The following is a 23,563-nucleotide window of genomic DNA, read 5'->3' as shown; positions in this document are numbered from 1 at the left end:
CTCACAAACTATTAAAAATCATTTTAATCCTATCAATCTATGGCAAAAAAATTACTCAAAATTTCTCTTTCGGACTAATAACCAAATTACCACTGGTGCTCCTATTATAGATGTTATTGCATTAATCGGTAACGTAGTTTCTAATCCTGGTAATTGCGATGCAATATCACAAAACAACATAATTATTCCACCATAAAAAATAGTGCTCCAATATAAAACAGCGTGATTACTAGTTCTAAATGTAAGCTTTGCAATATGCGGAACTGCCAATCCTATAAAAGCAATTGGTCCTGCAAAAGCTGTAACGCTTCCTGCAAGAATGCTTGTCGCAAGAATAATTATTAATCTTGTTTTCTTAAAATTAAGCCCCATACTTTTTGCATAGTTCTCTCCCAACAACAAGGCATTTAATGGTTTTATACTGCAAGCACTTAAAAGCAATCCGATACTAACACTAATTGCTAGCACAACAATTGAAGACCAAGAAAGATTACCAAGACTTCCTAAAGACCAAAAAGTAAATTTTTGCAATTGTTCTGCCGAACTAAAATAAGTCAAAACTCCAACGATAGCACTAGTAAAACTACCAAACATAAGTCCGACAATTAGAATGGCCATTGTATTCCGTAATCGTTGTGAAACTAATAAAACTAAGAATAAAACCGAAATACTTCCCAATGTAGAAGCTAATACAATTCCGTAGCTTGACAATAAAATTGTATTTAGAAACGAAGGCAATAAACCAGCTCCTAGAATTACAATTGCTACAGCCAATATAGCTCCTGAACTCAATCCTAAAACATCAGGACCTGCCAATGGATTTCTGAATAATGTTTGCATCATCAATCCACTTGTTGCTAATCCAACACCAACTAATACGGCAGTTATTGCTTTAGGTAAACGGTAATTAATAATGATATATTCCCATGTAGATTTACTTGCTTCGCCACCTGTTAAACTAGTGTAAACTTCTTTAAAAGGAATTGTAATCGACCCAAAACTAATATCCAAAAAGAATAGTAACAAAAGTGCTAAACCGAGTATAAAAAACAAGATTGTATTTCGTTTTTGATTCGCCAACTCGAGATTAATTTAATTTAGATGCAAAAGTAAATTCATAACTAGGCAATAACTCTGGATGAAAGATTTTGATGTAATCTTTAAGAACTAAATCTGGTCTGCTTGGTGCTAATTCATAGTATACAGTCCCACCAGTTGCTCCAAATTTACTTTCAAAAGTATATATGTTTTTTGTTTTGAATGCATCAAACTGACTGTAATGTGGATTGCTCTTTTCTAATTCTGCCAATGATTTAAAAGATCCTGTTGCTATCCATACTGAAGCTGTTTTTGCTTTATCTAATATTTTCTCAAATGATAACCCTTGACTTCCTGTGCCTTCTAAATTTGCCCATAAATAATCTGCTTTGGCATCTGCCATAAACTGTGCTACCCAGCTATTTCCTTTGGCAACATACCATTGATCCATATACATTGAACCGTATAAAACTGTAGAAGATGCTTCTTTAGAAGCTACTAGTTTTTTAGTTTCATTATAACTACCTACAATTTTATCAAAAAGCTCTTTTGCTTTTGCTTCTTTTCCAAATAATGCTCCGTATAATTTAATCCATTCTGCTTTTCCTAGTGGAGATTGTTCCATCCAATCAGCCTGAATCAATACTTTTAAACCACTTTTTTGTAAATTATCTAACATCGCATTATTGTTATCAACTCCAAAAGTAACAATCAGATCTGGTGATAGTTCAATAAGCTGTTCTATATTTAGCTTCTCGTTTTGACCAACATTTTTAACAGAACCTTTATCGATTAATTCCCTTGTTTTCTCAGAAGAAATATAATCAGTATGCGGAAATCCTACCAAGTTATTCTCAACATCTAACATTTCTAAAAATGGAATATTGGTAGTCGATGTTACTACGATTGTTTGTAATGGAACCTGAATTGCAGTAAAGGTTTTTAAGCTATCTGGTACAACTCCGTCTTTTTCTTTTAATATATAAGTATAGTCTTTATTCGCTTCTGGCCAAGGATTTGTAACTTTTACAACTGAATATCCTTCAAATTTATTGATGGAAAGTCCAGATGCGTATTCGATACTATTCTGACCTATCTCAGCTTTTGTTTCTGTAGTGCTTTCGTTTTTCTTACAACCTATTAATACTAAAAAAGAAAAAAGAAAAACAATTTTATGCAATGACGATTTCATATGTAATTACTATTTATTTTTTAAAGAATTATGACATTACTATTCAGCATCCTAATTGATTTTGAATTAAAGTAACCTCATGTTTTACAATTTGGGTAGTGACAAAGGTAGCGCAATTTCTAAATTTCCTGTTTACTTTTAAACTTAAAAAATTAAACAAATGGTATCTTTACAGCATGAATGGTCTTAAAGTAAAAAATTGTTCTAGTTGTGGAACTGCATTTGATTGTGGTGATTCTCCCAATGGAAACAAATGCTGGTGTAATGACTTCCCTCCTATTTTCGTGCCTTCGGAAGTTGTAGATTGTCTTTGCCCGAATTGTTTTAAAAATGCGTGTTCCGTAAAAATAGACGATTTTGTAAATACAATTACTCCCGAAATTACAATTGACAATAAAGCTTCGGCTTTACCCAAGAATAATACTCTTATTGAAGGAATTGATTATTACCTAGAAAATGGAAACTATGTTTTTAAGGAATGGTTTCACTTAAAAAGAGGAAGTTGTTGTGGCAATAAATGCAGACATTGCCCATATAAATGATTATTAATTGTTAGTTGTTAGTTGTTAGTTGTTAATTATGAAAGAAAACATTGTAAAAAACAAAAGTTTTGATTTTGCCATCCGTATAGTTAGACTGTACCAATATTTAAGTACTGAAAAAAAGGAATTCACACTTTCTAAACAACTTCTTAGATCAGGAACAAGTATTGGCGCTATGATTAGAGAAGCAGAACATGCAGAAAGTAAAAATGACTTCATCCATAAATTTGCAATTGCTCAAAAAGAAGCCAATGAATCTATTTATTGGTTAGAATTATTAAAAGCAACTGATTATTTAGACGAAAAAGGATTCAAAACCATCAATGAAGATGCAATTACAATACTAAAGTTAGTAACCAGTATTCTTAAAACAACTTAACAGCAACTTAACGCAAAACAGTCGCTTTCTTAAATTAATAATTTACAATTAATAACTAATAATCACTCGAGATGATTTACTTAATTACTGGCGGTGAACGTTCTGGAAAAAGTGGTTATGCACAAGAACTTGCATTACAACTTACGGATACACCAATATATGTGGCAACAGCCCGAAAATGGGATGAAGATTTCCAAAACCGAATAGACAGACATCAGCAAGAACGCGATGAACGCTGGACAAATATTGAAAAAGAAAAATACTTAAGCGAAATTGATTTTTCTGGCCAAGTAGCTTTAATTGATTGTGTAACGCTTTGGCTAACGAACTTTTTTGTGGATACCAAAAACGATGTGTCTTTATCGCTCGATGAAGCCAAAACTGAATTTTTAAAGATAGCCAATCAGCCTGATGCAACTTTGATTATTGTAACCAATGAAATCGGAATGGGTCTTCATGCTGATACTCACATAGGAAGAAAATTCACAGAATTGCAAGGCTGGATGAATCAGTTTCTGGCTAAAAATGCCGATATTGTTGTGCTAATGGTTTCTGGAATTCCAGTGAAAATAAAAGGAGAATAATACCTAAAAACTTTAGGAATACCTTCTTTAATCTTTGAACCTTTTAAAAGAAAAAAACATGAGTTATTTAGATGATATACTAAAATCACGCCGCGATACACGCCACTTTACCAATGATGAAGTTCCTGACGAGGTGATTCAAAAAGCTTTACAAGCAGGACATTGGGCACCTTCGGTTGGTTTAACGGATGCAACTAAATATTACATTATAAAATCTGATGAAGTCAAAAAAGCAATCAAAGATTTATTCTTAGATTATAATAAAAAAGCAGCATCTTTAACTGATGACGAAGAGCAAAAGCAACATTATAAATCCCTGAAATTAGAAGCTATTCAAGAAGCGCCAATCGGGTTAATAATTGCCTATGACCGCTCAGTACTAAATAATTTTACTATAGGGACCGTTGGCAGTAATGAAGCTGTGAAATTCAGTTCTGTTTGTGCTGCACAAAATATATGGCTATCACTTACAGAACAAGGTTACGGAATGGGATGGGTTTCTATTCTGAATTATTATCAGTTCAAAAAAATAATTGATCTACCCGAAAACATGGAGCCCCTTGGGTATTTCTGTATTGGCAAACCTGCTACTAACTACGACAACCAACCGATGTTACAGCAGTTAAACTGGAAACAAAAGTCGGAAACTTTTGATTGTACTGAGATTAAATCAATAAACGAAAATTATATTCCGAATATCAATTTTGATACTAAATCGGAACCTGAAGTTTCTAGCTCTTTTAGCGAAACACTACAACAAAAAATAGACTCTAAAACAAAACCTATTGGTTCTCTCGGCATTTTAGAGAAATTAGCATTCCAAATTGGAACTGCTTTTCAGACTTTAAATCCTGAGATTATAAAACCTAATATTGTTGTTTTTGCAGCAGATCATGGCATTGCTAATCATGGTGTGAGCGCTTATCCGCAAGATGTTACCCGACAAATGGTTGGTAATTTTCTTGAAGAAGGTGCTGCTATTAATGTGTTTTGCAAACAAAACAAAATTAAATTATCTATTGTAGATGCTGGTGTAAATTATGATTTTCCAACAAATGCAAATTTGATTAATGCTAAAATCGCCAAAGGGACTCAGTCGTTTTTGCATGCGCCTGCAATGAGCGAAACAGAATTACAATTGTGTTTATCTAAAGGCTCTGAAATCGTCGATGCTATTGCAAAAACAGGAAGTAATTGCATTGGTTTTGGCGAAATGGGTATCGGGAATACTTCTACTGCTTCTGTATTAATGAGCGTTTTGGCAGGTTTCTCTATTGAAGAATGTGTTGGAAAAGGAACTGGAGTTGATGAAGATAAATTAATTCGGAAACAGCAAACCCTAAAAAGAGCTATTGATAATTATTCCGGTCAAGCCGAATTACAACAGCAACTTGCCTATTTTGGTGGTTTTGAAATCATGCAAATGGCTGGCGGAATGCTAGCTGCTTATAAGAATAACATGCTAATTCTAGTGGATGGTTTTATTTGTACAGTAGCATTTTTAGTTGCCTATAAAATAAATCCTGAAATCAAGAAAAATGCTATTTTCAGTCATTCCTCAGCCGAACAAGCTCATCAAAAATTATTGAATTATCTAGAAGTACAATCTGTTCTACAACTTGATTTACGCTTAGGCGAAGGAACGGGGTGTGCAATTGTTTTCCCAATAATACAATCGGCAGTTGCTTTCTTAAACGAAATGGCAACTTTTGAGAATGCTGGGATTAGTAATAAGTAATTTATATTAAAGATATGCCATTTATAAAAGTTTATATACATTTTGTCTGGAGTACTAAAAATAGATTTCCATATCTAAATTCGGTTGAGCTACGAGAGAAAGTATGGAGACACATTAAAGAAAATGCAAAAGAAAAAGGAATCTATATTGATTATGTAAATGGATATTCAGACCATTGCCATTGTCTAATTTCGTTAGGAGTTGATCAAAACATTCAAAAAATAATTCAGTTAATTAAAGGAGAATCATCATTTTGGATTAATAAAAATAAACTAACAAAAGAAAAATTTGAATGGCAAGATGAATATTTTGCTGTATCTGTATCTGAGTCAATTATTGATAAGGTTAGGAATTATATTAAAAATCAAGAAGCACATCATTCTAAGAAAACATTTCAAGAAGAGTATGATGAATTTTTTCTCAGATATGGATTTCAAAAATAAATAATAAATAAAGATTTGGCTAAAGCCAAAAAACTTAATAAATTTTGTATCCTCCAGATAAATCTGGAGGCAATTAAATGAAAATTAAATATCATTATAAAACAAAATTGATCTATATTCTAAAAAATAAATCTAAAGGCAATCAAATTACAGACATTCTTAAGATTCAATTGCCAACATCTTTAGATGTTGGATAATAATTATCAAAATCAAATTGGCTTTAGCCAAATAACAACAGCTACTTTAAATGAAAAAACAACTTCATATCTTTTTTACCGCTTTAATGTTTTACACTCGAATTCCATGTCCAAAAAACATTGATCACAATCCCGATTATCTAAATAAAGCAAGTCGCTATTTTCCTTTAATTGGATGGATTGTTGGAGGTCTTTCTTTTTTAGCCTTTTATGGCGCTTCATTTTTGGTTTCTACTACAGCTTCAATAATTATAGGAATGATTACAGGAATCTTAACTACTGGCGCTTTTCATGAAGATGGTTTTGCCGATGTTTGTGATGGTTTTGGTGGCGGTTGGACCAAAGAAAAAATTCTTTTAATTATGAAAGACAGCGCAATTGGTGCTTATGGTGCAATTGGTGTGGTATTACTATTTTTATTGAAATTTCAATTACTAACTGAATTAATAACGATAAAATCAATTACAAATCAGCAAGCTGTTTTTATAATCCTTCTGCTATTTATTGCTGGGCATTCTATTAGCCGCTTAGCTGCGATTAGCATTGTATTCACACATGAATATTCTCGTGAAGATGCTTCAAGCAAAAGCAAACCTATTGCAAAAAGCTTTAGCTGGAAAGAAGTTGTAGGAGCATTCTTTTTTGGTTTATTACCTCTTTTAATTCTTTCTTATTTTCAATATCAATTACTTTGGGTTCTAATTCCAGTATTTTTGACACGTTATTTTTTAGCACGTTATTTTCAAAAATGGATTGATGGTTATACTGGGGATTGTTTAGGCGCAACTCAACAAGTTTGCGAAGTTATCTTTTACTTAAGTGTTATAGCAATATGGAAATTTATTTAGTACGTCACACCGAAACTGTTTGCGAAAAAGGAGTTTGTTATGGCCAAACAGATGTAAACATAGCCCAACCTTACGATGTAATTTTTGAAACCATTGTACAGCAATTGCCTAAAGACGCCTTACTATATACAAGTCCTTTGCAACGTTGTACAATACTAAGCAAGTACATCCAAAAACAAACTCAAATTACAAATTACAAAGAAGACATACGTTTAATGGAAATGAATTTTGGTGATTGGGAAATGAAAAACTGGAACGAAATCTCCCCAGAAGAACTAAACCCTTGGATGGAAGATTTTGTAAATATTCGCGTCCCAAATGGAGAATCTTTTGTCGATTTACATGAAAGAGTTTCTGATTTTATGGAAAATGAAATACTAAGTAAAACTTCCCAAAAAGTAATTATTGTTGCTCATGCTGGAGTTGTCCGAAGCATTTTATGTCTTTTAAATTCTCTTCCTTTAAAAGATGCTTTCCAAAATAAAGTCGATTTTGGTCAGGTTATAAAAATCGTAATTTAAATCCTAAAACGATTCATTTGATTTGCATTTTGGGTTAAAGTCAGAACAAATTCTAATTTTAAGCATTTTTACCTTTATATTTGCAGCCATATTAAGGTTGTGTTATTTTTTCACACATTAAAAGGGAATTAAGTAATTGAAGATTTAAAAACATCTAAATCTACATTCAAAAAGCTTGAGCTGTACCCGCAACTGTAAACTTAGTTCCGTAAGGAATGCTTATTGTTAGCTACAAAACCACTGTTTTAAAACGGGAAGGTAAACAATAAGACGTAAGCCAGGAGACCTGCCTTTGTTAACAAATATCGAACTCTCGGGAAGAAGAGTTTAGAAATTATGACATTACAAAAATTCTTTATCTGCTTTTCTATCTTAATTTGCCAATTCATTTCGGCACAAAATGACTCTATAACAAAACTAAAAGAAGTTATAGTTTCAGATACTAATCTCAAAAAATATTCTGATTCACAGTCTATTCAAGTACTTAACGATTCCATAATTAATCGAAACCAAGCCTCTTTAACTTCTCTTTTAAATTACAATACTGTTATTTACTTTAAAGAAAATGGCCTCGGAATGACTTCTGCACCCTCTTTTAGAGGAACTACTGGTGCACAAACGGCAGTTATATGGAATGGAATTAATATCAATTCGCAATTTTTAGGTCAAGCTGATTTTAACACAATCGGAACAAGAGATTTTAATTCTATAGCTGTAAAAGCTGGAGGAGGAAGTATTCTATATGGCAGTGGAGCTATTGGAGGAAGTATTCATCTTAATAATGACTTAACTTTTAAAAATAATTTCTCAAATCATTTATTTTTTAGCGCAGGAAGTTATGACACCTATAGCTTAAATTATCGCACTGCTATTTCATCAAAAAAATATAGCCTTCAGGTTAGCTTTTCAAGAAATAGCTCTGAAAATGATTTTAAATATCCAGGTAACAGCAATCAAAAAAATCTCAATGGGGAATACTATAACACGAGTTTAAACACAACATTTGGTTATAAAATTGATTCTAGAAACACTTTGAAATTATACAGTCAATTTTATGATTCAGAACGTCATTTTTCTTTGACTTCTCCAAACGCTACAAAAACAAAATATAATGATTTCAATACTCGTAATCTCTTAGAATGGGAGAATGTATTTAATCGTTTTACTTCCAAATTAAGAGTTGCTCACATCGGAGAATCTTATAAATATTTCCCAAATATTACTTCCGATTTTTTCACTCATGGAAAAGTTGAAACATCTATTATAAAATACGATTTAGCTTTTGATGTAAATGACAAAATTAAACTAAATACAATCATTGATTACAACCGTAACAAAGGATACGGCTCTAGCATTGATAACGTTAGTAGAGAAATAGGATCTGCTAGCTTATTATTACAACATTATGTAACTGATAAATGGGACTACACAGCCAGCATTCGTCAGGAAATAACAGATCAATACGGAAACCCTTTCCTTTTTTCTTTAGGTACAAGATATCAATTTACAGATTTTTATCGCATCAAACTAAATGCTTCAAAGAATTTCAGAATGCCTACTTACAACGATTTGTATTGGCAAGGAAGTGGAAATCCTGATTTAAAACCAGAAAATTCATATCAAGCAGAAATTGGTAATGAATTTTTCACAAAAAACTTTTCCTTATCTCTAACTACTTATTACAATTCAATAACAGATTTATTGCGTTGGATACCATCTGAAGGTGGAGGCGATAATTGGTCTCCCGAAAACACAGACAAAGTTAGAGCCTACGGTGGTGAAGTATTATTAGAATGGAGAACGAAAATAAAGAACCACAACTTTACTCTTAATGGAACATATGCTTATACCATTTCTGAGAGCCAGCAATTGATTAAAGGTCAATTGATATACAAACAACTTATATATGTTCCCTATCATAAATTAACTGGATCTGTTTCTTATAATTGGAAAAAAGTTTCATCCTATTTTCAATACCTATACAATGGCGAAGTTTACAGTACACCCTTTAACAGTATTTCTGGAATTGTAAAACCGTACAACATTGGTAATCTTGGAATCGATTACGAACTAGGAAAAAGGAACAGTTACAAAATTGGATTTCAAATACTGAATATTTGGAACGAAAATTATCAGCCTGTAATCAGCAGACAAATGCCTGGAAGAAATTACACTATATATATAAACCTTAATTTTTAATACCATGAAAAAACTTAATAAGCTATTCTTAGCTATCATTGTAAGCTCTACATTTTTTGTATCTTGTAGTAATGACGACGATACCGTTACTCCAGAACCTGAACCTGCACCACGCGGTAAATATGAAGGGGGATTATTTATTATCGAAGAAGGTGTTTTTGAGAAAGCTAATGGATCTATTTCCTATTTATCAGACGATTTAAAACTCGGGAAAAATGTTTTTTCTTTAGTTAATGAAGGTAAAGAGATTAAAGATGCTCCTCAAAGCATTGGTTTTAATGGTGATTTTGCTTACATCATTGTAAATAGAGGAAATAAAATTGAAGTAGTTAACCGAAACACATTTAAAAGTATTGCTACAATTAACACACAAATAAATAATCCAAGATATATTGCATTTGCAAATGGAAAAGGATACATTACAAACTGGGGAAACTCAGCAGATCCTTCGGATGATTATGTAGCTGTAATAGATTTAACAACAAATAAAGTTTCATCAACGATACCTGTTGTTGAAGGTCCTGAGCAAATAATTGAAAACAATGGTAAACTATATGTTGCGCACAAAGGAGGCTGGAGTCAAGGAAATTCACTATCTGTTATTAAATCTAATTCTGCTACTGGCGAAGTTATTAATTTTACAGTAGGAGATATTCCTTCTTCTTTAGTAAAAGAAAATGGTACTTTGTACGTATTATGTAATGGAAAACTATCTTATACTGGTACTGAAACAACTGGAAAATTAGTAAAAATAGATATGAATACTGATAAAATCACATCAACGATTGATTTCCCTGGTTTTACACATCCTGGTTTTCTTGCTATTGAAAATAGTAAACTATATTATACTATTGGAACCAATATTTATACTACACCTACAAGTGCTACAACATTACCAACTACTGAAATATTTAAAGCAAAAGTCACTACTCTTTATGGTTTTGCAGTAAAAAACAACAAAATATACGTTGCTGATGCAGTAAACTACCAAGACCCTGGAGATATCTATATCTATTCTTTAACAGGAACACTATCTAATGAATTTAGCGTTGGAATCATACCAAACGGTTTTTACTTTAATGATTAATTAAAATCATTTTACTTTACTAAAAAAGGCTTTCTATGAAAGCCTTTTTTAATTTCTATTATTCTTGTATCGCTCTTAAAAGTCCTTCTGGAGCCTTATCTAAATACATCTGATTTCGAATCCCATCTATTGCTTTTGAATCAGTAAAATAGTCTAACTCTTTACCTTCTTTACGTTGAATTCTTTTTGTATCTCCTCCCGTAATTTTAGAAATCGCAAAACTCAATAACGGCTCCTCTTTATCTCCTAAAACCCCAAGTTCATTTATAAATTCCGGCACATTGTAAGTAGGTACTAACCCATTAGTAAATTCTCCAAAACCAACTGAATTCACAATTTTAAGAACGATTGGTTGCATGGCATATTTGTGATTTGGATTACGATTGGTTTTACCAAAAGTAGGGGAATCATATAACGTGACAGATCCTACATTTTTACCTACAGTAACATCACCTATTTGCACCACATCAATATAAGGTTTTAAACCATTAATAATTAATTCGCTGGCAGAAGCAGTGCTCTTGGTCGTTAATATATATATTCTATTCAGTCCTAAACTATTTACTGCAACACCATTAAGTTTATCTACAAATTTATTGTTTAGTGATTCAGGATCTTCACTTTCAAAATATTTATTGATTTTATCATTCCATTTTTCTTTAGAGAAAATTTTATCGGTAGACAGTCCCGTAATCATACTTGCCAATCTAGTTGCTGTTTGCACAGAACCACCTCCATTATAACGCAAATCAAGAACCAAATCTGTAACCCCCTGCGTTTTAAAACTTCCAAATACTGCATTTAACTGCTCATCATAGTTCCCATAAAAACCATTGTACATCAAGTAACCAATATTATGACCTCGATCGTTTATTACTTTATTGATATAGATAGGATTTTCATCCAAAACTGTTTTAGTCAGTGTAAAAGATTTTCCGTTTGATACAAATGAAGTTCCATTATAATCAGCAAGATTTATAGTATAGCTATCTGGTTCAAGCAAATTTCTATAATTATTATAATTAATTTGCGACCCGTTAATTCCATAAAATAAATCCCCGCGCTTCACTCCTTTAGCAGCAGCATCAGAGTTAGGCAACACATAACGTACAAAACCAATTAAATCATTCGAACCTTTAGATTTTGGGCTTAATTTAAAATCAATACCATTATTTTTAGAAGTTCCCTGAAGCTCTTGTTCTAATACAGTATAATCATCTACAATCCAACTAAATCTATCTATTGAGACATCGACACGCAAAGAATTGAACAATGTTTCAGCATCTGAATAATCTTTTAAAAAAGAATTTAATTGCGCTTGATTAGCAAAACGATTATCAGCTAAATTAGGAACGTCTCCTTGCCATAAATAATACTGATTCAACCCTTTCCATACAAAATCTTGTACTTGTAAATTCCTTGGAGTAGCCACATCATCTTGATCCTGGCAAGCTTGAAAGCAGAATACCGCCAAAAATAATAATATCGTAGTTCTAAATAGTGTCTTCATATAATAGGTATCAATATAATACTAACGTAAAAATACTATCTTTAGTTTTATTTAACACACATTTGTAACAAAAATAATTCTGTATCGTCTTGATAGTATAAGCGAACCTATAATTTGTCATTTTTATGAATCAAATCGTCTTCATCCAGTTAGTAAATCCTTTTAAAGACAAAGTATTTCGTCTGGCAAAACGATTGCTCACAAGCACTGAAGAAGCTGAAGATGCTTCGCAGGAAATATTAGTAAAGCTATGGAACAAGAAAGAAAGTTTAAACACTTATAACAATGTTGAAGCGCTTGCGATGACCATGACCAAAAATTATTGTTTGGATCAATTAAAATCAAAACGAGCCAGTAATACAACACTTGTACATACTAATTACAGAGACAAGGAACCGCAATTAGATCAAAAAATTGAAGATACTAATAGTTTAGAATGGGTAGAGAAAATAATGAATCAGTTGCCAGAACAACAACAAATTTTAATTCAGTTACGAGATGTCGAACAATATGAATTTGACGAAATTGCAAAAATAGTTAACATGAACGAAACGGCTATACGCGTAGCACTTTCAAGAGCTAGAAAAAAAATCAGAGAATCTATGCTTAATACACACGAATATGGAATTAGATAAAATAGAAATAATATTAGAAAAATACTTTCAGGGAGAAAGTAGTATTGCAGAAGAGAATGAATTAAAAACTTACTTTTCTTCTTCGGATGTTGCGCAGCATTTAGAACAATACAAACCACTTTTTGGTTATTTCTCTCAAGTAAAGGAACAACGTTTAACGCAAGAAATACCGCTACAAACCAAGAAACGTAATGTTACGTGGTTATCGATTGCAGCTTCGGTTGTTGTTTTACTAGGAATAGGCTCTTATTTATACTTCAACAGCTCTAGCACTTCGCCTGCAGTTGTTACAAATTCAAATTTAGGAACTTATGACACCCCAGAAGAAGCTCTAGCCGCAACACAAAAAGCTTTGGCTATGGTGTCGCACAATGTAAATGCTGGTATAGAAAGTATCCAGTACATTAAAGAATACGAACAATCAAAAAACTTAATTTTCAAACAAAATAAAATTAGATAAAATGAAATCAACAATTCACAAAAACAGACAAAACAATAAAAGAAGCTTGAGTAAAAATTTCATTATAACACTAGTATTCGTATTAGCTAGCCAAATCTTTTATGCTCAAGGAGCTTTTGATAAATATGATGGACAAGACGACGTTACATCAGTAATTGTAAATAAAAAAATGTTTGATTTAATGAGTAAGGTAAAAGTTGATCCTTCTGATAAAGAAACACAGCAGTACCTAAGTCTTATAAAAAAATTAGACAACTTAAAAGTTTTTACAACTCAAAGTGCAAAAGTTGAAGCCGACATGAAACTTACCACAGACAAATACATAAGAACTGCGGGATTAGAGGAATTAATGCGAGTAAATGATAGCGGAAGAAACGTGAAAATTTATGTGAAATCTGGAGCAAGTGACACTCAAATAAGAGAGTTATTTATGTTTATTGATTCAGGTAAAAATGAAGATACCGTTTTATTATCACTAACAGGAAATTTTGATTTAAATGAAATCTCGGTGCTTACTGATAAAATGAAACTCCCAGGAGGATCTGATTTGAAAAAGGCATCTAAAGGAAAAAAATAACATGAAACAGATAGCCTCTATTTTCGCCTTACTAGGATTACTACTTTTAACAAGTTGTAATTCGGAGCCTTCATTGCAGAAATATTTTGTTGAAAACACTGAAAATAAAAATTTCATTGCCCTAGATGTTTCGCCGAATATCCTTAATGTCGATAAAACTAAATTATCTGCAGAACAAAGTGAAGCACTAAAGTCTTTTGACAAAATGAATATTCTAGCTTTTAAACGTAATGATAAAAATCAAGCTGAATACGAAGCAGAAAGAATCAAAGTGAATACTATTTTAAAAAATCCAAAATACCAGCAATTAATGAAATTTGGTTCAGGTAAAGATGGAGCTGCTGTAAGCTATGTAGGAACCGACGAAAACATTGAAGAATTTGTTATTTATGCCAACAGAAACGAAAATGGTTTTGCTGTAGTTAGAGTTTTGGGGAAAAATATGAATCCAAACAACATTATGACATTAATAACTGTTCTTAAAGAATCTAATATAGATATGGAACAGCTTAAACCGCTACAACAACTGATTAAATAATCCTTACTTTTTACAACAAAAAAAGCCTCTTAATTGAGGCTTTTTTTTTATCATCATTTGAATGTTCTTTTTTAATTTCAAACCAGCTTTAATACAAACAAGGTATTTTCTTAAATTTTAATCATTAAAAATGTAACTTAACGAGAAAAAACATACTAATTATACAAAACTGATTATGAAAAATCCAAAACAATCAATTCTTTTAAAAAAGATGTGGAAAAATTTAAACTTTTCAAACATAAATATCAAGCAACCTCAATTATTCAACATAATACATTTACACTCAAATTCTATTGTAAAAAAAATACTCATTATAAGCATTCTAGAATTTTCAATTTCGTTATTAATTACGTACCTATCAAGCAAACTAAAATATACAGCAGAATTATTAGCAATAGAAAAACACAGTGTCTTAGTATTTTTAGACATTTTATACTATTTAATTTTCATATATTTTTTCATTCAGTTTATAATTAATTTCAAAAAAATTGACTCAAGATCAAACCTACAGCACTTATTAAAAACAATAATAACAACAAGAAAATCAATATATTATTTTATACTTTCAAGCTTAATATCATTAAATCTTAATACAATTATCTTTTTTGGCATTTATCTTAATACCAATAATCAATTGCCATTAAAGACAAATGAATCTAACAGCAATTTACTTCTCTATAACATAGTTTATTGTTGTATACTAATGCTATTTTTAGTGATTATATCATTTTTAATTTGGCACATTTACAAACTCATTAATTTAAAATTACTCAAAAAACAGAAGCTAATTTTTAAAGAATTAAACAACTAAATACCAGTCGCATAAAAATGAATTAAAATTTGACTACCAAAACGGTCCCAAATGCGATACTTTTGTTAAAAACTGCAATAACGCTGGCTAAACAATATAAACTAACATCAAAAAAAAATATCCTATTATGCTAAAAAAAGGAGAACATATTGAAGGAACTCCAGCAGAACTTCAAAATTTAATAGACAAAGACCCAAAAGCAAAAGCTTTCTTCGACTCATTGGCTAAATCATACAAACAAGGATATTGCGACTGGGTAGGATCTCCTAACAAGAAACTACTAGGATAACAAGAGCAGAAAAAGCACTTAAAATGCTACAAAACGAACAAAAAACTTTAAAAACGTAATACTAGTTACACACATTAGTGAAACTTTTAACGTATAAAAATCAAAAATGGCCATCTCTTCAAAGAATAGATGGCCATTTTTATATCAAGTTTTTGAGTCTTTTATTTACTCAAATACATTTTTCTTCTTGAATATAATTCGTAGAATTGATCATCTTTTAAGTCATCAATAAACAAGATACTTTCTCCAGTCGATTTCATTTCTGGCCCTAATGCTTTGTTTACATTATGGAATTTACTGAATGAGAATACTGGTTGTTTAATTGCGAATCCTTTTAATTGTGGATTGAAATCAAAGTCAGTTACTTTATTATGTCCTAACATTACTTTTGTAGCATAGTTCACATAAGGCTCTCCGTAAGCTTTTGCTATAAACGGTACTGTTCTAGATGCTCTAGGATTCGCTTCGATAATATAAACTGTATCGTCTTTTATCGCAAACTGAATATTTATTAAACCAACTGTTTTTAAAGCTCTAGCAATTTTTACAGTATGATCTTTTATTTGTTGCATTACAAATTCACCTAAGTTAAAAGGAGGCAATGTAGCATTACTATCTCCCGAGTGAACTCCACATGGTTCGATATGCTCCATAATTCCAATGATATAAACATTACCATCAGCATCACAAATTGCATCTGCTTCAGCTTCGATTGCTCCTGCCAAATAATGATCTAAAAGCAATTTGTTTCCTGGAATTGTTTTCAATAAATTGATAACGTGCTCTTCTAACTCTTTTTTGTTAATTACAATTTTCATTCCCTGACCTCCTAATACATAAGAAGGACGGATCAATAATGGAAAATCAAGGGTATCAGCTAAAGCCGAAGCTTCGTCTGCAGTTTCTGCAATTCCAAATTGAGGGAAAGGAATATGTAATTCTGTCAATAATTCAGAAAAACGTCCTCTATCTTCCGCTAAATCTAAGGCATCAAAACTAGTTCCGATGATTTTTACTCCGTATTTAGATAATTTCTCAGACAATTTCAATGCAGTTTGACCACCAAGTTGCACAATTACACCTTCTGGTTTTTCATGCTGAATGATATCATAAATATGCTCCCAGAAAACTGGCTCAAAATACAATTTATCAGCAGTATCAAAATCTGTTGAAACTGTTTCAGGATTACAGTTAATCATGATCGTTTCATAACCACATTCTTTAGCTGCCAATACACCGTGAACACAAGAATAATCAAATTCAATTCCTTGCCCAATACGGTTTGGTCCTGAACCTAAAACTATTATTTTCTTTTTATCAGTAACAACACTTTCGTTATCTACATAACGCTCACCGTTTGCTTTTTCTATTTGAGCTTCAAAAGTCGAATAGTAATAAGGAGTCTTTGCTTTAAATTCGGCAGCACAAGTATCAACCAATTTAAACACACGGTTAATATCCATTGACATTCTTAAAGCGTGAACTTCACTCTCTAAACAATTTACCATATGCGCAATTTGTCTATCAGCAAAACCTTTTTGTTTCGCTTCAAGCAAAAGATCTTTAGGTAAAGTAGCTACTTTATAATTAGATATTTCTTTTTCTAAAGTATAAAGTTCTTCATATTGCTTCAAGAACCACATATCTATTTTTGTAATTTCATGGATACGGCTCAATGGAATTCCCATTGCAATTGCATCATAAATTACAAAAACACGATCCCAACTCGCAAAAGTTAGCTTCTCGATAATTTGTTCGTAATTTTTATATCCTTTTCCATCAGCACCTAAACCATTACGTTTAATTTCTAATGACTGAGTTGCTTTATGTAAAGCTTCTTGAAATGAGCGTCCAATACCCATAACCTCACCTACAGATTTCATCTGAAGACCAAGAGTTCTGTCAGCTCCTTCAAATTTATCAAAGTTCCAACGTGGGATTTTCACAATTACATAATCAAGAGTTGGTTCAAAAAGAGCCGAAGTCGATTTTGTAATTTGATTTTGTAATTCATCAAGATTATATCCTAATGCCAACTTAGAAGCGATTTTAGCAATTGGATAACCAGTTGCTTTTGAAGCTAATGCTGATGAACGAGATACACGTGGATTAATTTCAATCGCAACAATATCTTCTTTTTCGTCTGGCGAAACTGCAAATTGCACATTACAACCTCCTGCAAAATTTCCGATACTGCGCATCATTAAGATAGCATAGTCACGTAACCTTTGGAATGTTGTGTCTGATAATGTCATTGCTGGTGCAACTGTAATTGAATCTCCAGTATGAATTCCCATAGGATCCATATTTTCGATAGAACAAATAATTACTACATTATCATTTTTATCTCTTAAAAGTTCTAGTTCATATTCTTTCCATCCCATTAAAGCTTTATCAATTAAAACTTCATGAATTGGAGAAGCTTCTAATCCTCTAGTTAAGAGTTCATCAAAATCTTCTTTTTTGTAAACCACTGCTGCTCCAGTTCCTCCAAGAGTAAATGAAGGACGAATAACTAATGGAAAACCAAATTCCTGTGCAATTTCTTTTCCTTCTAAATAAGAAGTAGCCGTTTTTGCAGGTGCAGTTGGTACGTTTATTTTTTCTAGAAGTTGTTTGAACTGCTCTCTATCTTCGGTAATATTAATAGCATTTACATCAACACCTATTAATCTCACTCCAAAATCTGCCCAAATTCCTTTTTCATCAGCCTCTAGACATAAATTCAATGCAGTTTGTCCTCCCATTGTAGGCAAAACAGCATCGATTTGTGGATGTGCTTTTAGAATTTCAATAATCGATTTTGTAGTTAATGGCTTCAAATATATATGATCAGCCATACTTGGGTCGGTCATAATAGTCGCTGGATTTGAATTTATCAAGATAACTTCAATTCCTTCTTCACGGATAGAACGTGCTGATTGCGATCCTGCATAATCAAATTCGCAAGCTTGACCAATAACAATAGGTCCTGAACCTATTATTAAAACGGATTTTATTGATGTGTCTTTAGGCATTTTAATTGTATTGTGTAGTTATATTTCTGCTTAATGTTTAACTCTATTTGTTTAGAAATTAAAACATTACTTATTTTTTTAATGACAAGGTATAAAAAAAGGCGATACTAAAAAAAGTAACGCCTTATTTATGTTTATAGAAACATTATTTTTTGTGTCTAGGTTCGCTAGAAACAGTCAATTTATGTCTTCCTTTAGCTCTTCTACGTGCCAGAACTTTTCTTCCATTCGCAGAAGCCATTCTGTCCATAAATCCGTGCTTATTTCTTCTTTTTCTTTTCGATGGTTGAAACGTTCTTTTACTCATTGCTTTGTATCTTTAAATATGGTGTCTAATATCTTGTTTTGCTTTAGGATTGTCTTCCCCTAAAACCGAGTGCAAATATACAAAGACTTTTTTTCCTTGCAAGCAGTTTTATAAAAATATTTTTAATTCCTTTTACTATCTTTGCAATCACAAAAATACACCTATTATGTTTCACAGAAATATTAAACTTATTTTAGCCGGACTATTAGTAGTTGCAGGCATTTGGCAATTTACAGAAAGTAACATTGGAAACGGAATCTTTCTTATATTATTAGCTGGAATACCTATTTTCCTTTATTTTAAAAATGAATTCATCTTGTTAGCCTTCTTAAAACTAAGAAAACAAGATTTCGAAGGTGCAAAAAAGTGGCTAGCCTACATCAAAAACCCCGAAACTGCTTTGGTAAGAAAACAACAAGGTTATTTTAATTACCTTAATGGTATCATGGTTTCTCAAACCAATATCAATCAAGCTGAAAAATATTTCAAAAAAGCAATCGAACTTGGTTTATCTATGGATATGGATTTAGCTGTAGCCAAATTAAACCTTGCAGGTGTTGCTATGTCACGCCGAAGAAAACTTGAAGCAACAAAATTATTGAACGAAGCTAAGAAGCTTGACAAACAAGGAATGCTAAAAGAACAAATCACAATGATGAAAGATCAAATGAAAAAAATGTAATTTTCATATTTACTTTTACAAAAAAAACCATCCACAAAACGGATGGTTTTTTTTTATGATCTAAACTACCTAAAACACTTACTCTAAAATTATTTTAGGTAAATTTTCATTTAACCATTTATGCTTATTCAAAATCATAATATGAGTTCCTCCTTTTACCACCACACAATTAGTTATATATTTTATAGGGAAAACCTCATCTTGATCTCCATGGATATGGATAACATTCTCATCTATTCTAGTTCTATCCCAAAGAACAACTTGTTCAACCGCCCAGTCTAGATAACGAATATCACGTACAGACAAAAACTTCTCATACAGTTTCAACCGTTTATTTATCTTTTCTCCAAAAGAAAACCTAGCTAAACTTTCTACATTTAATATCAATCGCATCGGGATTAACTTATATGCCTTGGTCGTTTTTGCAATTCTCATTCTTCTCGGAAACTCTACATTGCTTTTCACACTCGAAATAATGATTACTTTTCTAGTAGCTATATGCTTTGCCATTTCCTGAACTAGAATACCTCCAAAAGAAACTCCAACTAAAACTGGATTTTGACATTTTATATTCTGAGTTATCCTTTTCGCATAATCTGTTAAAGATTCAGAATCAAGTGGTATCTCCCACTCTAATAAATGCATTTCAAAAAGATCTTCAGGCAATGCAATTCTTTCAAAAATAGTAGCGCTTGCTGCAAGACCAGGCATAAAATAAACAGGAACTTTACTCATAATTACTTTTCAAATATTGACAACCAAAAAAAAAACATTATTGATATAAATTTATCGCTTTTTAATGAGTTCACACCTTTTTTTATAATAATATTATCACTTAAAATCATAGCAAACCCGCATGCTGACATGAATTTTAAAATTGTAAAACATTTCCGATTCATCAAATCTTTTGTTATTGAATATCAAATGATTATATTTGTAGTAGAAATAATTTGTTTCTGACAATATATTATAAGAAGTCTACCTAACCTTTTAGCAAGGTTCATTTCTTCTATTTTTTTTAAATACCACATAAAAAACAAGTAATATGGAACCCATTTCAGTAATGGAAATCAAAGACAATGCCTTTGCAAGACAATTTGAAATCTCAACACCTACAGGATTAGTAACAATCGAATACTCTTTTCAAGAAAAAAAGATGTTTCTAACAAAAATTAACACTCCCGAATCATTCGATGATCAAGAGCTTTTCTATAACATGCTTAAAAGCATAATGGAAATTTCAATAGAACGAAAATTAAGAGTAGTACCTATTCATCCAAAAATTGCAGCTTTCTTCAAGAAAAACCCAATTTACAAAGAACTACTTCCACCTGGTATCCGAATCTAATAGTATCCGATTATATTCATCCATAGTCCTCCTATCACCATATAAATGAGTAATAGGACAAGACCTGTTACAAGACCTTTTACCCACCAACTCTTTAAATCGACATAACCACTACCAAAAAAAACGGGAGCTGGCCCATGACCATAATGAGTTAATGTACCATAAAGCGACCCCACAAAACCAAGCATAAAAGCCAAAAGCAATCCAGGAACACCTAAAGAGACTCCAACTCCGAGTAATGCTGCATACATAGCCGCCACATGGGCTGTTGCGCTTGCAAAAAGATAATGACTAAAAAAGTACACCAAAATTATTATAGGAAAAGCCATTTGCCAGCTTAATCCCCCTATTTGCACTTTTACCAAATCACTAAACCATCCAATAAAACCTAACTCATTGAGCGAACTCGCCATCATTACCAAAACCGAAAACCAAACAATGGTATCCCAAGCTCCTTTCTCCGATTTTACATCATCCCAAGTTAAAACTGAAGTTAACAGCAAAATTACCAATCCGATAAAAGCCGTTGTTGTAGCATCGATAGAAAACAAATCGCCTGTCATCCAAAGAAACAACAAGATAAAAAACGTTAATAACATCAACCATTCGTTTCTAGAAATTGGCCCCATGTCTTTTAACTTTTGCTTCGCTATTCCTGGAGCATCTGCTGTCGATTTTAATTCTGGCGGATAAATTTTATACAAGACTAAAGGAATCACAAAAAAGGCAACTAATCCTGGTACAATTGCAGCAAGTGCCCAAGACATCCAAGTTATTTTAATACCCAAATTCAATGCAAACTTTTGACACATCGGATTACTTGCTGTACCTGTTAAAAACATCGAAGACGCAATAAGATTCATATTATAACTATTCAACGTCAGAAATGAACCTAATTTTCGGTGTGTTTCTGGCTTATCTGGCTCAGAGCCAAAACTTATTGCCATCGATTTCATAATAGGATAAATAATACCTCCTCCCCTAGCCGTATTACTAGGAACAGCAGGTGCAAGACACAAATCGGCAAGTCCTAATCCGTAAGCCAATCCAAGTGAACTTTTTCCAAATATCCGTATAAATACAAAAGCAATTCTATTCCCTAAGCCCGTCTTAATAAATCCACGTGCTATAAAAAAAGAAATCCCAATTAACCAAATTACTTTATCACCAAAACCTCTTAAAGCAAGGGTAATTGATTTTCCAGCATCGCCTGGCGCCAATACCTGCGAGAACGCGGTTATCGCTATAGCAATCATACACATCGTCCCCATTGGAGCTGCTTTTAAAATAATTCCAAGAATAGTAGCCACAAAAATGGCAAATAAATGCCAAGCTTCTTCTTTAACACCTTCTGGCGCTGGAATAATCCAAAGAACAATACCAATTGCAAATGTTATTAATGTTTGTAGAATCTTCACTTCTTTCATAATATAAAAATTAAGTCACATTAAAGCCTCGTTTGAAATTGAATAATAAATAAATTCTCATTATACATAGAGGTATCAGGTATATTCTTATCGTACCTATCAATTTGAAGTCCCAACCCAATCCTTCCCGTATATGCCTTTCCAAATTCAAGACTCATCATTGGTACATATGATTTTCGAACATTTGAATTTAATTTAAAATTAGTATCAAAAGATTCATAACGGCATGAGAATTCCAAAGAACTCAATTTTTTATAATCTATACGATACCTTAAGTTAGGCATTAGATAATAACCTCGCATCTGATAGTCATTAGCATTTAATGTTCTAGCATCCACTGGCAATGAAAAATACAAATTATGGTTCGTTCCTTGCTTATACTCAACTTGCAAATCAAAAGTAAGCTCATCAGTAAGTTTAAAATCACTCGTAATATCTACACCTAAAGCAAATACATCTTGATTAAATACTTTTCCCATCCCCCCATTTAATCCTAGATTAATTTTATGCGATTTAGACAATCCAAAAACCCATCTTGTAGAATATTGCTTTCCGTTATCTTTATCCTTTTCTTGATTTCTTCCTGTTCCATTTAAAACAGAAATAGCATAGCTAACCGGAAGAATACCAACATCAAAAGAGCCTGTTGCAGAAGCCCCGATTTGAAAACTCGTCCATCCATTTTTTCCAAATTCGTAATACTGATTCGAAAAGTCAAAGGATTTAATAACATCAACAGGAACAAGCTCTTCTATACCAAAAGCAGGACGAAATTGACCTCCAGTTACCGCAAAGTACTTACTAAAAGTATATTTTGCATAAGCATTCTCAAGGACTTTATTTTTAGGATCAGATTTAAAATCAGCCAAATTTACCAGAATTACAACTTCTGTTTGCTCACTCAATTTTGTGTTAAGCCCAACACGCATTCTTTTGACATCAAATGAAGTTTGAGTAGCCTCACCTGCTGAATTATGAACTCCTAGAACATCTACATTATCCGAAAGCGCTCCTAAAAACCGAGCCTGAAAAAGCCCTTTAAACTTAAACTGCGGATAATTAACAACCTCTTCTGAATTTGTTGTAGCCTGATTTACATCAATTTGAGCGTTAATAAAATTGGGAAACATTAAGACAGCAAAAATAATTTTAATTAGCTCAGATTTCTTCATATGTAATAAAATAAAAATTTAA

General features: G+C 32.1%; 25 protein-coding genes and 1 riboswitch. Of the genes, 17 read left to right on the top strand and 8 right to left on the bottom strand.

Translation table 11 applies throughout. From position 1 onward, the window contains the following. Positions 1 to 51: 51 nt before the first annotated feature. Positions 52 to 1,080, bottom strand: coding sequence for an iron chelate uptake ABC transporter family permease subunit (locus QWY99_RS03895; RefSeq protein ID WP_290261759.1), 1,029 nt, complete (start codon positions 1,078 to 1,080; stop codon positions 52 to 54). A 7-nt stretch (positions 1,081 to 1,087) separates the two neighbouring features. Then, positions 1,088 to 2,230, bottom strand: coding sequence for an ABC transporter substrate-binding protein (locus tag QWY99_RS03890; RefSeq protein WP_290261756.1), 1,143 nt, complete (start codon positions 2,228 to 2,230; stop codon positions 1,088 to 1,090). A 176-nt stretch (positions 2,231 to 2,406) separates the two neighbouring features. Here QWY99_RS03890 and QWY99_RS03885 point away from each other — a divergent pair, with 176 nt between their 5' ends. From QWY99_RS03885 to QWY99_RS03845, 9 genes are all read left to right on the top strand, one after another. Then, complete coding sequence (locus QWY99_RS03885) at positions 2,407 to 2,772, top strand: C1orf53 family protein (protein WP_290261753.1); 366 nt, start codon at positions 2,407 to 2,409, stop codon at positions 2,770 to 2,772. 37 nt (positions 2,773 to 2,809) lie between these two features. Next, the gene (locus QWY99_RS03880; protein WP_290261751.1) at positions 2,810 to 3,151 is read left to right on the top strand and encodes a four helix bundle protein; all 342 of its coding nucleotides are present in this window, start codon (positions 2,810 to 2,812) and stop codon (positions 3,149 to 3,151) included. Between the two features lie 71 nt (positions 3,152 to 3,222). Next, entirely contained in the window at positions 3,223 to 3,735 is a 513-nt protein-coding gene (gene cobU / locus QWY99_RS03875; protein ID WP_290261749.1) for a bifunctional adenosylcobinamide kinase/adenosylcobinamide-phosphate guanylyltransferase, read from the top strand. A 58-nt stretch (positions 3,736 to 3,793) separates the two neighbouring features. After that, entirely contained in the window at positions 3,794 to 5,473 is a 1,680-nt protein-coding gene (gene cobT / locus QWY99_RS03870) for a nicotinate-nucleotide--dimethylbenzimidazole phosphoribosyltransferase (RefSeq protein WP_290261747.1), read from the top strand. A gap of 14 nt (positions 5,474 to 5,487) precedes the next feature. Next, positions 5,488 to 5,916 (top strand): IS200/IS605 family transposase, encoded by a 429-nt coding sequence (gene tnpA / locus QWY99_RS03865; RefSeq protein ID WP_290261744.1) that lies wholly within the window; start codon positions 5,488 to 5,490, stop codon positions 5,914 to 5,916. A 247-nt stretch (positions 5,917 to 6,163) separates the two neighbouring features. Further along, entirely contained in the window at positions 6,164 to 6,961 is a 798-nt protein-coding gene (locus QWY99_RS03860; protein ID WP_290261741.1) for an adenosylcobinamide-GDP ribazoletransferase, read from the top strand. Next, positions 6,946 to 7,482 (top strand): alpha-ribazole phosphatase, encoded by a 537-nt coding sequence (gene cobC / locus QWY99_RS03855; RefSeq protein WP_290261737.1) that lies wholly within the window; start codon positions 6,946 to 6,948, stop codon positions 7,480 to 7,482. Before QWY99_RS03860 ends, cobC begins: the two co-directional genes overlap by 16 nt. Positions 7,483 to 7,559: 77 nt before the next feature. Continuing rightward, a riboswitch (cobalamin riboswitch) is annotated at positions 7,560 to 7,790 on the top strand. Positions 7,791 to 7,818: 28 nt separating this feature from the next. Next, a complete protein-coding gene (locus tag QWY99_RS03850) occupies positions 7,819 to 9,681 on the top strand; it encodes a TonB-dependent receptor plug domain-containing protein (protein ID WP_290261734.1) in 1,863 nt (620 codons plus the stop codon). 4 nt (positions 9,682 to 9,685) lie between these two features. Beyond that, complete coding sequence (locus tag QWY99_RS03845; RefSeq protein ID WP_290261731.1) at positions 9,686 to 10,768, top strand: YncE family protein; 1,083 nt, start codon at positions 9,686 to 9,688, stop codon at positions 10,766 to 10,768. A 58-nt stretch (positions 10,769 to 10,826) separates the two neighbouring features. On the opposite strand, the gene QWY99_RS03840 is transcribed toward QWY99_RS03845, so the two are convergent. Beyond that, positions 10,827 to 12,278: a GFO_1087 family putative carboxy terminal peptidase gene (locus QWY99_RS03840; protein ID WP_290261728.1), complete on the bottom strand. Its 1,452-nt coding sequence runs from the start codon at positions 12,276 to 12,278 to the stop codon at positions 10,827 to 10,829. A gap of 125 nt (positions 12,279 to 12,403) precedes the next feature. On the opposite strand from QWY99_RS03840, the gene QWY99_RS03835 reads away from it, so the two are divergent. The 6 genes from QWY99_RS03835 (at position 12,404) to QWY99_RS03815 (ending at position 15,588) form a co-directional block, all read left to right on the top strand. Next, complete coding sequence (locus QWY99_RS03835) at positions 12,404 to 12,913, top strand: GFO_1088 family ECF-type sigma factor (protein WP_290261726.1); 510 nt, start codon at positions 12,404 to 12,406, stop codon at positions 12,911 to 12,913. Next, a complete protein-coding gene (locus QWY99_RS03830; RefSeq protein ID WP_290261723.1) occupies positions 12,900 to 13,373 on the top strand; it encodes a PG0215 family putative anti-sigma factor in 474 nt (157 codons plus the stop codon). The genes QWY99_RS03835 and QWY99_RS03830 overlap by 14 nt, the downstream gene beginning before the upstream one ends. A gap of 1 nt (position 13,374) precedes the next feature. After that, positions 13,375 to 13,950, top strand: a complete 576-nt coding sequence (locus tag QWY99_RS03825) for a GFO_1090 family protein (protein ID WP_290261721.1) — start codon at positions 13,375 to 13,377, stop codon at positions 13,948 to 13,950. 1 nt (position 13,951) lies between these two features. Further along, a complete protein-coding gene (locus tag QWY99_RS03820) occupies positions 13,952 to 14,488 on the top strand; it encodes a GFO_1091 family lipoprotein (RefSeq protein WP_290261719.1) in 537 nt (178 codons plus the stop codon). 175 nt (positions 14,489 to 14,663) lie between these two features. Beyond that, on the top strand, positions 14,664 to 15,299 hold the full coding sequence (locus QWY99_RS22325; protein WP_494337560.1) for a DUF8845 family protein: 636 nt from the start codon (positions 14,664 to 14,666) through the stop codon (positions 15,297 to 15,299). A 127-nt stretch (positions 15,300 to 15,426) separates the two neighbouring features. Continuing rightward, a complete protein-coding gene (locus QWY99_RS03815; protein WP_290261717.1) occupies positions 15,427 to 15,588 on the top strand; it encodes a YdeI/OmpD-associated family protein in 162 nt (53 codons plus the stop codon). Between the two features lie 161 nt (positions 15,589 to 15,749). Here the strand turns inward: QWY99_RS03815 and carB are convergent, their stop codons facing one another. Together carB and rpmH are read right to left on the bottom strand one after the other, a co-directional pair. After that, a complete protein-coding gene (gene carB / locus QWY99_RS03810; RefSeq protein WP_290261715.1) occupies positions 15,750 to 18,605 on the bottom strand; it encodes a carbamoyl-phosphate synthase large subunit in 2,856 nt (951 codons plus the stop codon). Between the two features lie 145 nt (positions 18,606 to 18,750). Then, complete coding sequence (rpmH, locus tag QWY99_RS03805) at positions 18,751 to 18,912, bottom strand: 50S ribosomal protein L34 (protein ID WP_008464848.1); 162 nt, start codon at positions 18,910 to 18,912, stop codon at positions 18,751 to 18,753. Between the two features lie 166 nt (positions 18,913 to 19,078). Here rpmH and QWY99_RS03800 point away from each other — a divergent pair, with 166 nt between their 5' ends. After that, a complete protein-coding gene (locus QWY99_RS03800; RefSeq protein WP_290261558.1) occupies positions 19,079 to 19,594 on the top strand; it encodes a tetratricopeptide repeat protein in 516 nt (171 codons plus the stop codon). A gap of 78 nt (positions 19,595 to 19,672) precedes the next feature. Here the strand turns inward: QWY99_RS03800 and QWY99_RS03795 are convergent, their stop codons facing one another. Further along, positions 19,673 to 20,329: an alpha/beta hydrolase gene (locus tag QWY99_RS03795; RefSeq protein ID WP_290261553.1), complete on the bottom strand. Its 657-nt coding sequence runs from the start codon at positions 20,327 to 20,329 to the stop codon at positions 19,673 to 19,675. Positions 20,330 to 20,657: 328 nt separating this feature from the next. Between QWY99_RS03795 and QWY99_RS03790 the strand changes: the two genes are divergently transcribed. Next, a complete protein-coding gene (locus QWY99_RS03790; protein ID WP_290265329.1) occupies positions 20,658 to 20,942 on the top strand; it encodes a GNAT family N-acetyltransferase in 285 nt (94 codons plus the stop codon). On the opposite strand, the gene QWY99_RS03785 is transcribed toward QWY99_RS03790, so the two are convergent. Together QWY99_RS03785 and QWY99_RS03780 are read right to left on the bottom strand one after the other, a co-directional pair. Then, positions 20,939 to 22,369 (bottom strand): anion permease, encoded by a 1,431-nt coding sequence (locus QWY99_RS03785; RefSeq protein ID WP_290261551.1) that lies wholly within the window; start codon positions 22,367 to 22,369, stop codon positions 20,939 to 20,941. The two genes, QWY99_RS03790 and QWY99_RS03785, sit on opposite strands and share 4 nt — an antisense overlap. Before the next feature lie 20 nt (positions 22,370 to 22,389). Continuing rightward, complete coding sequence (locus QWY99_RS03780; protein WP_290261547.1) at positions 22,390 to 23,541, bottom strand: porin; 1,152 nt, start codon at positions 23,539 to 23,541, stop codon at positions 22,390 to 22,392. Positions 23,542 to 23,563: the final 22 nt, after the last annotated feature.

The sequence above is a fragment of the Flavobacterium branchiarum genome (assembly GCF_030409845.1).
Taxonomy (GTDB): Bacteria; Bacteroidota; Bacteroidia; order Flavobacteriales; family Flavobacteriaceae; genus Flavobacterium; species Flavobacterium branchiarum.
Note: the sequence above shows the minus strand (reverse complement) of the source record. Positions and strands in the feature narration are given on the sequence as shown.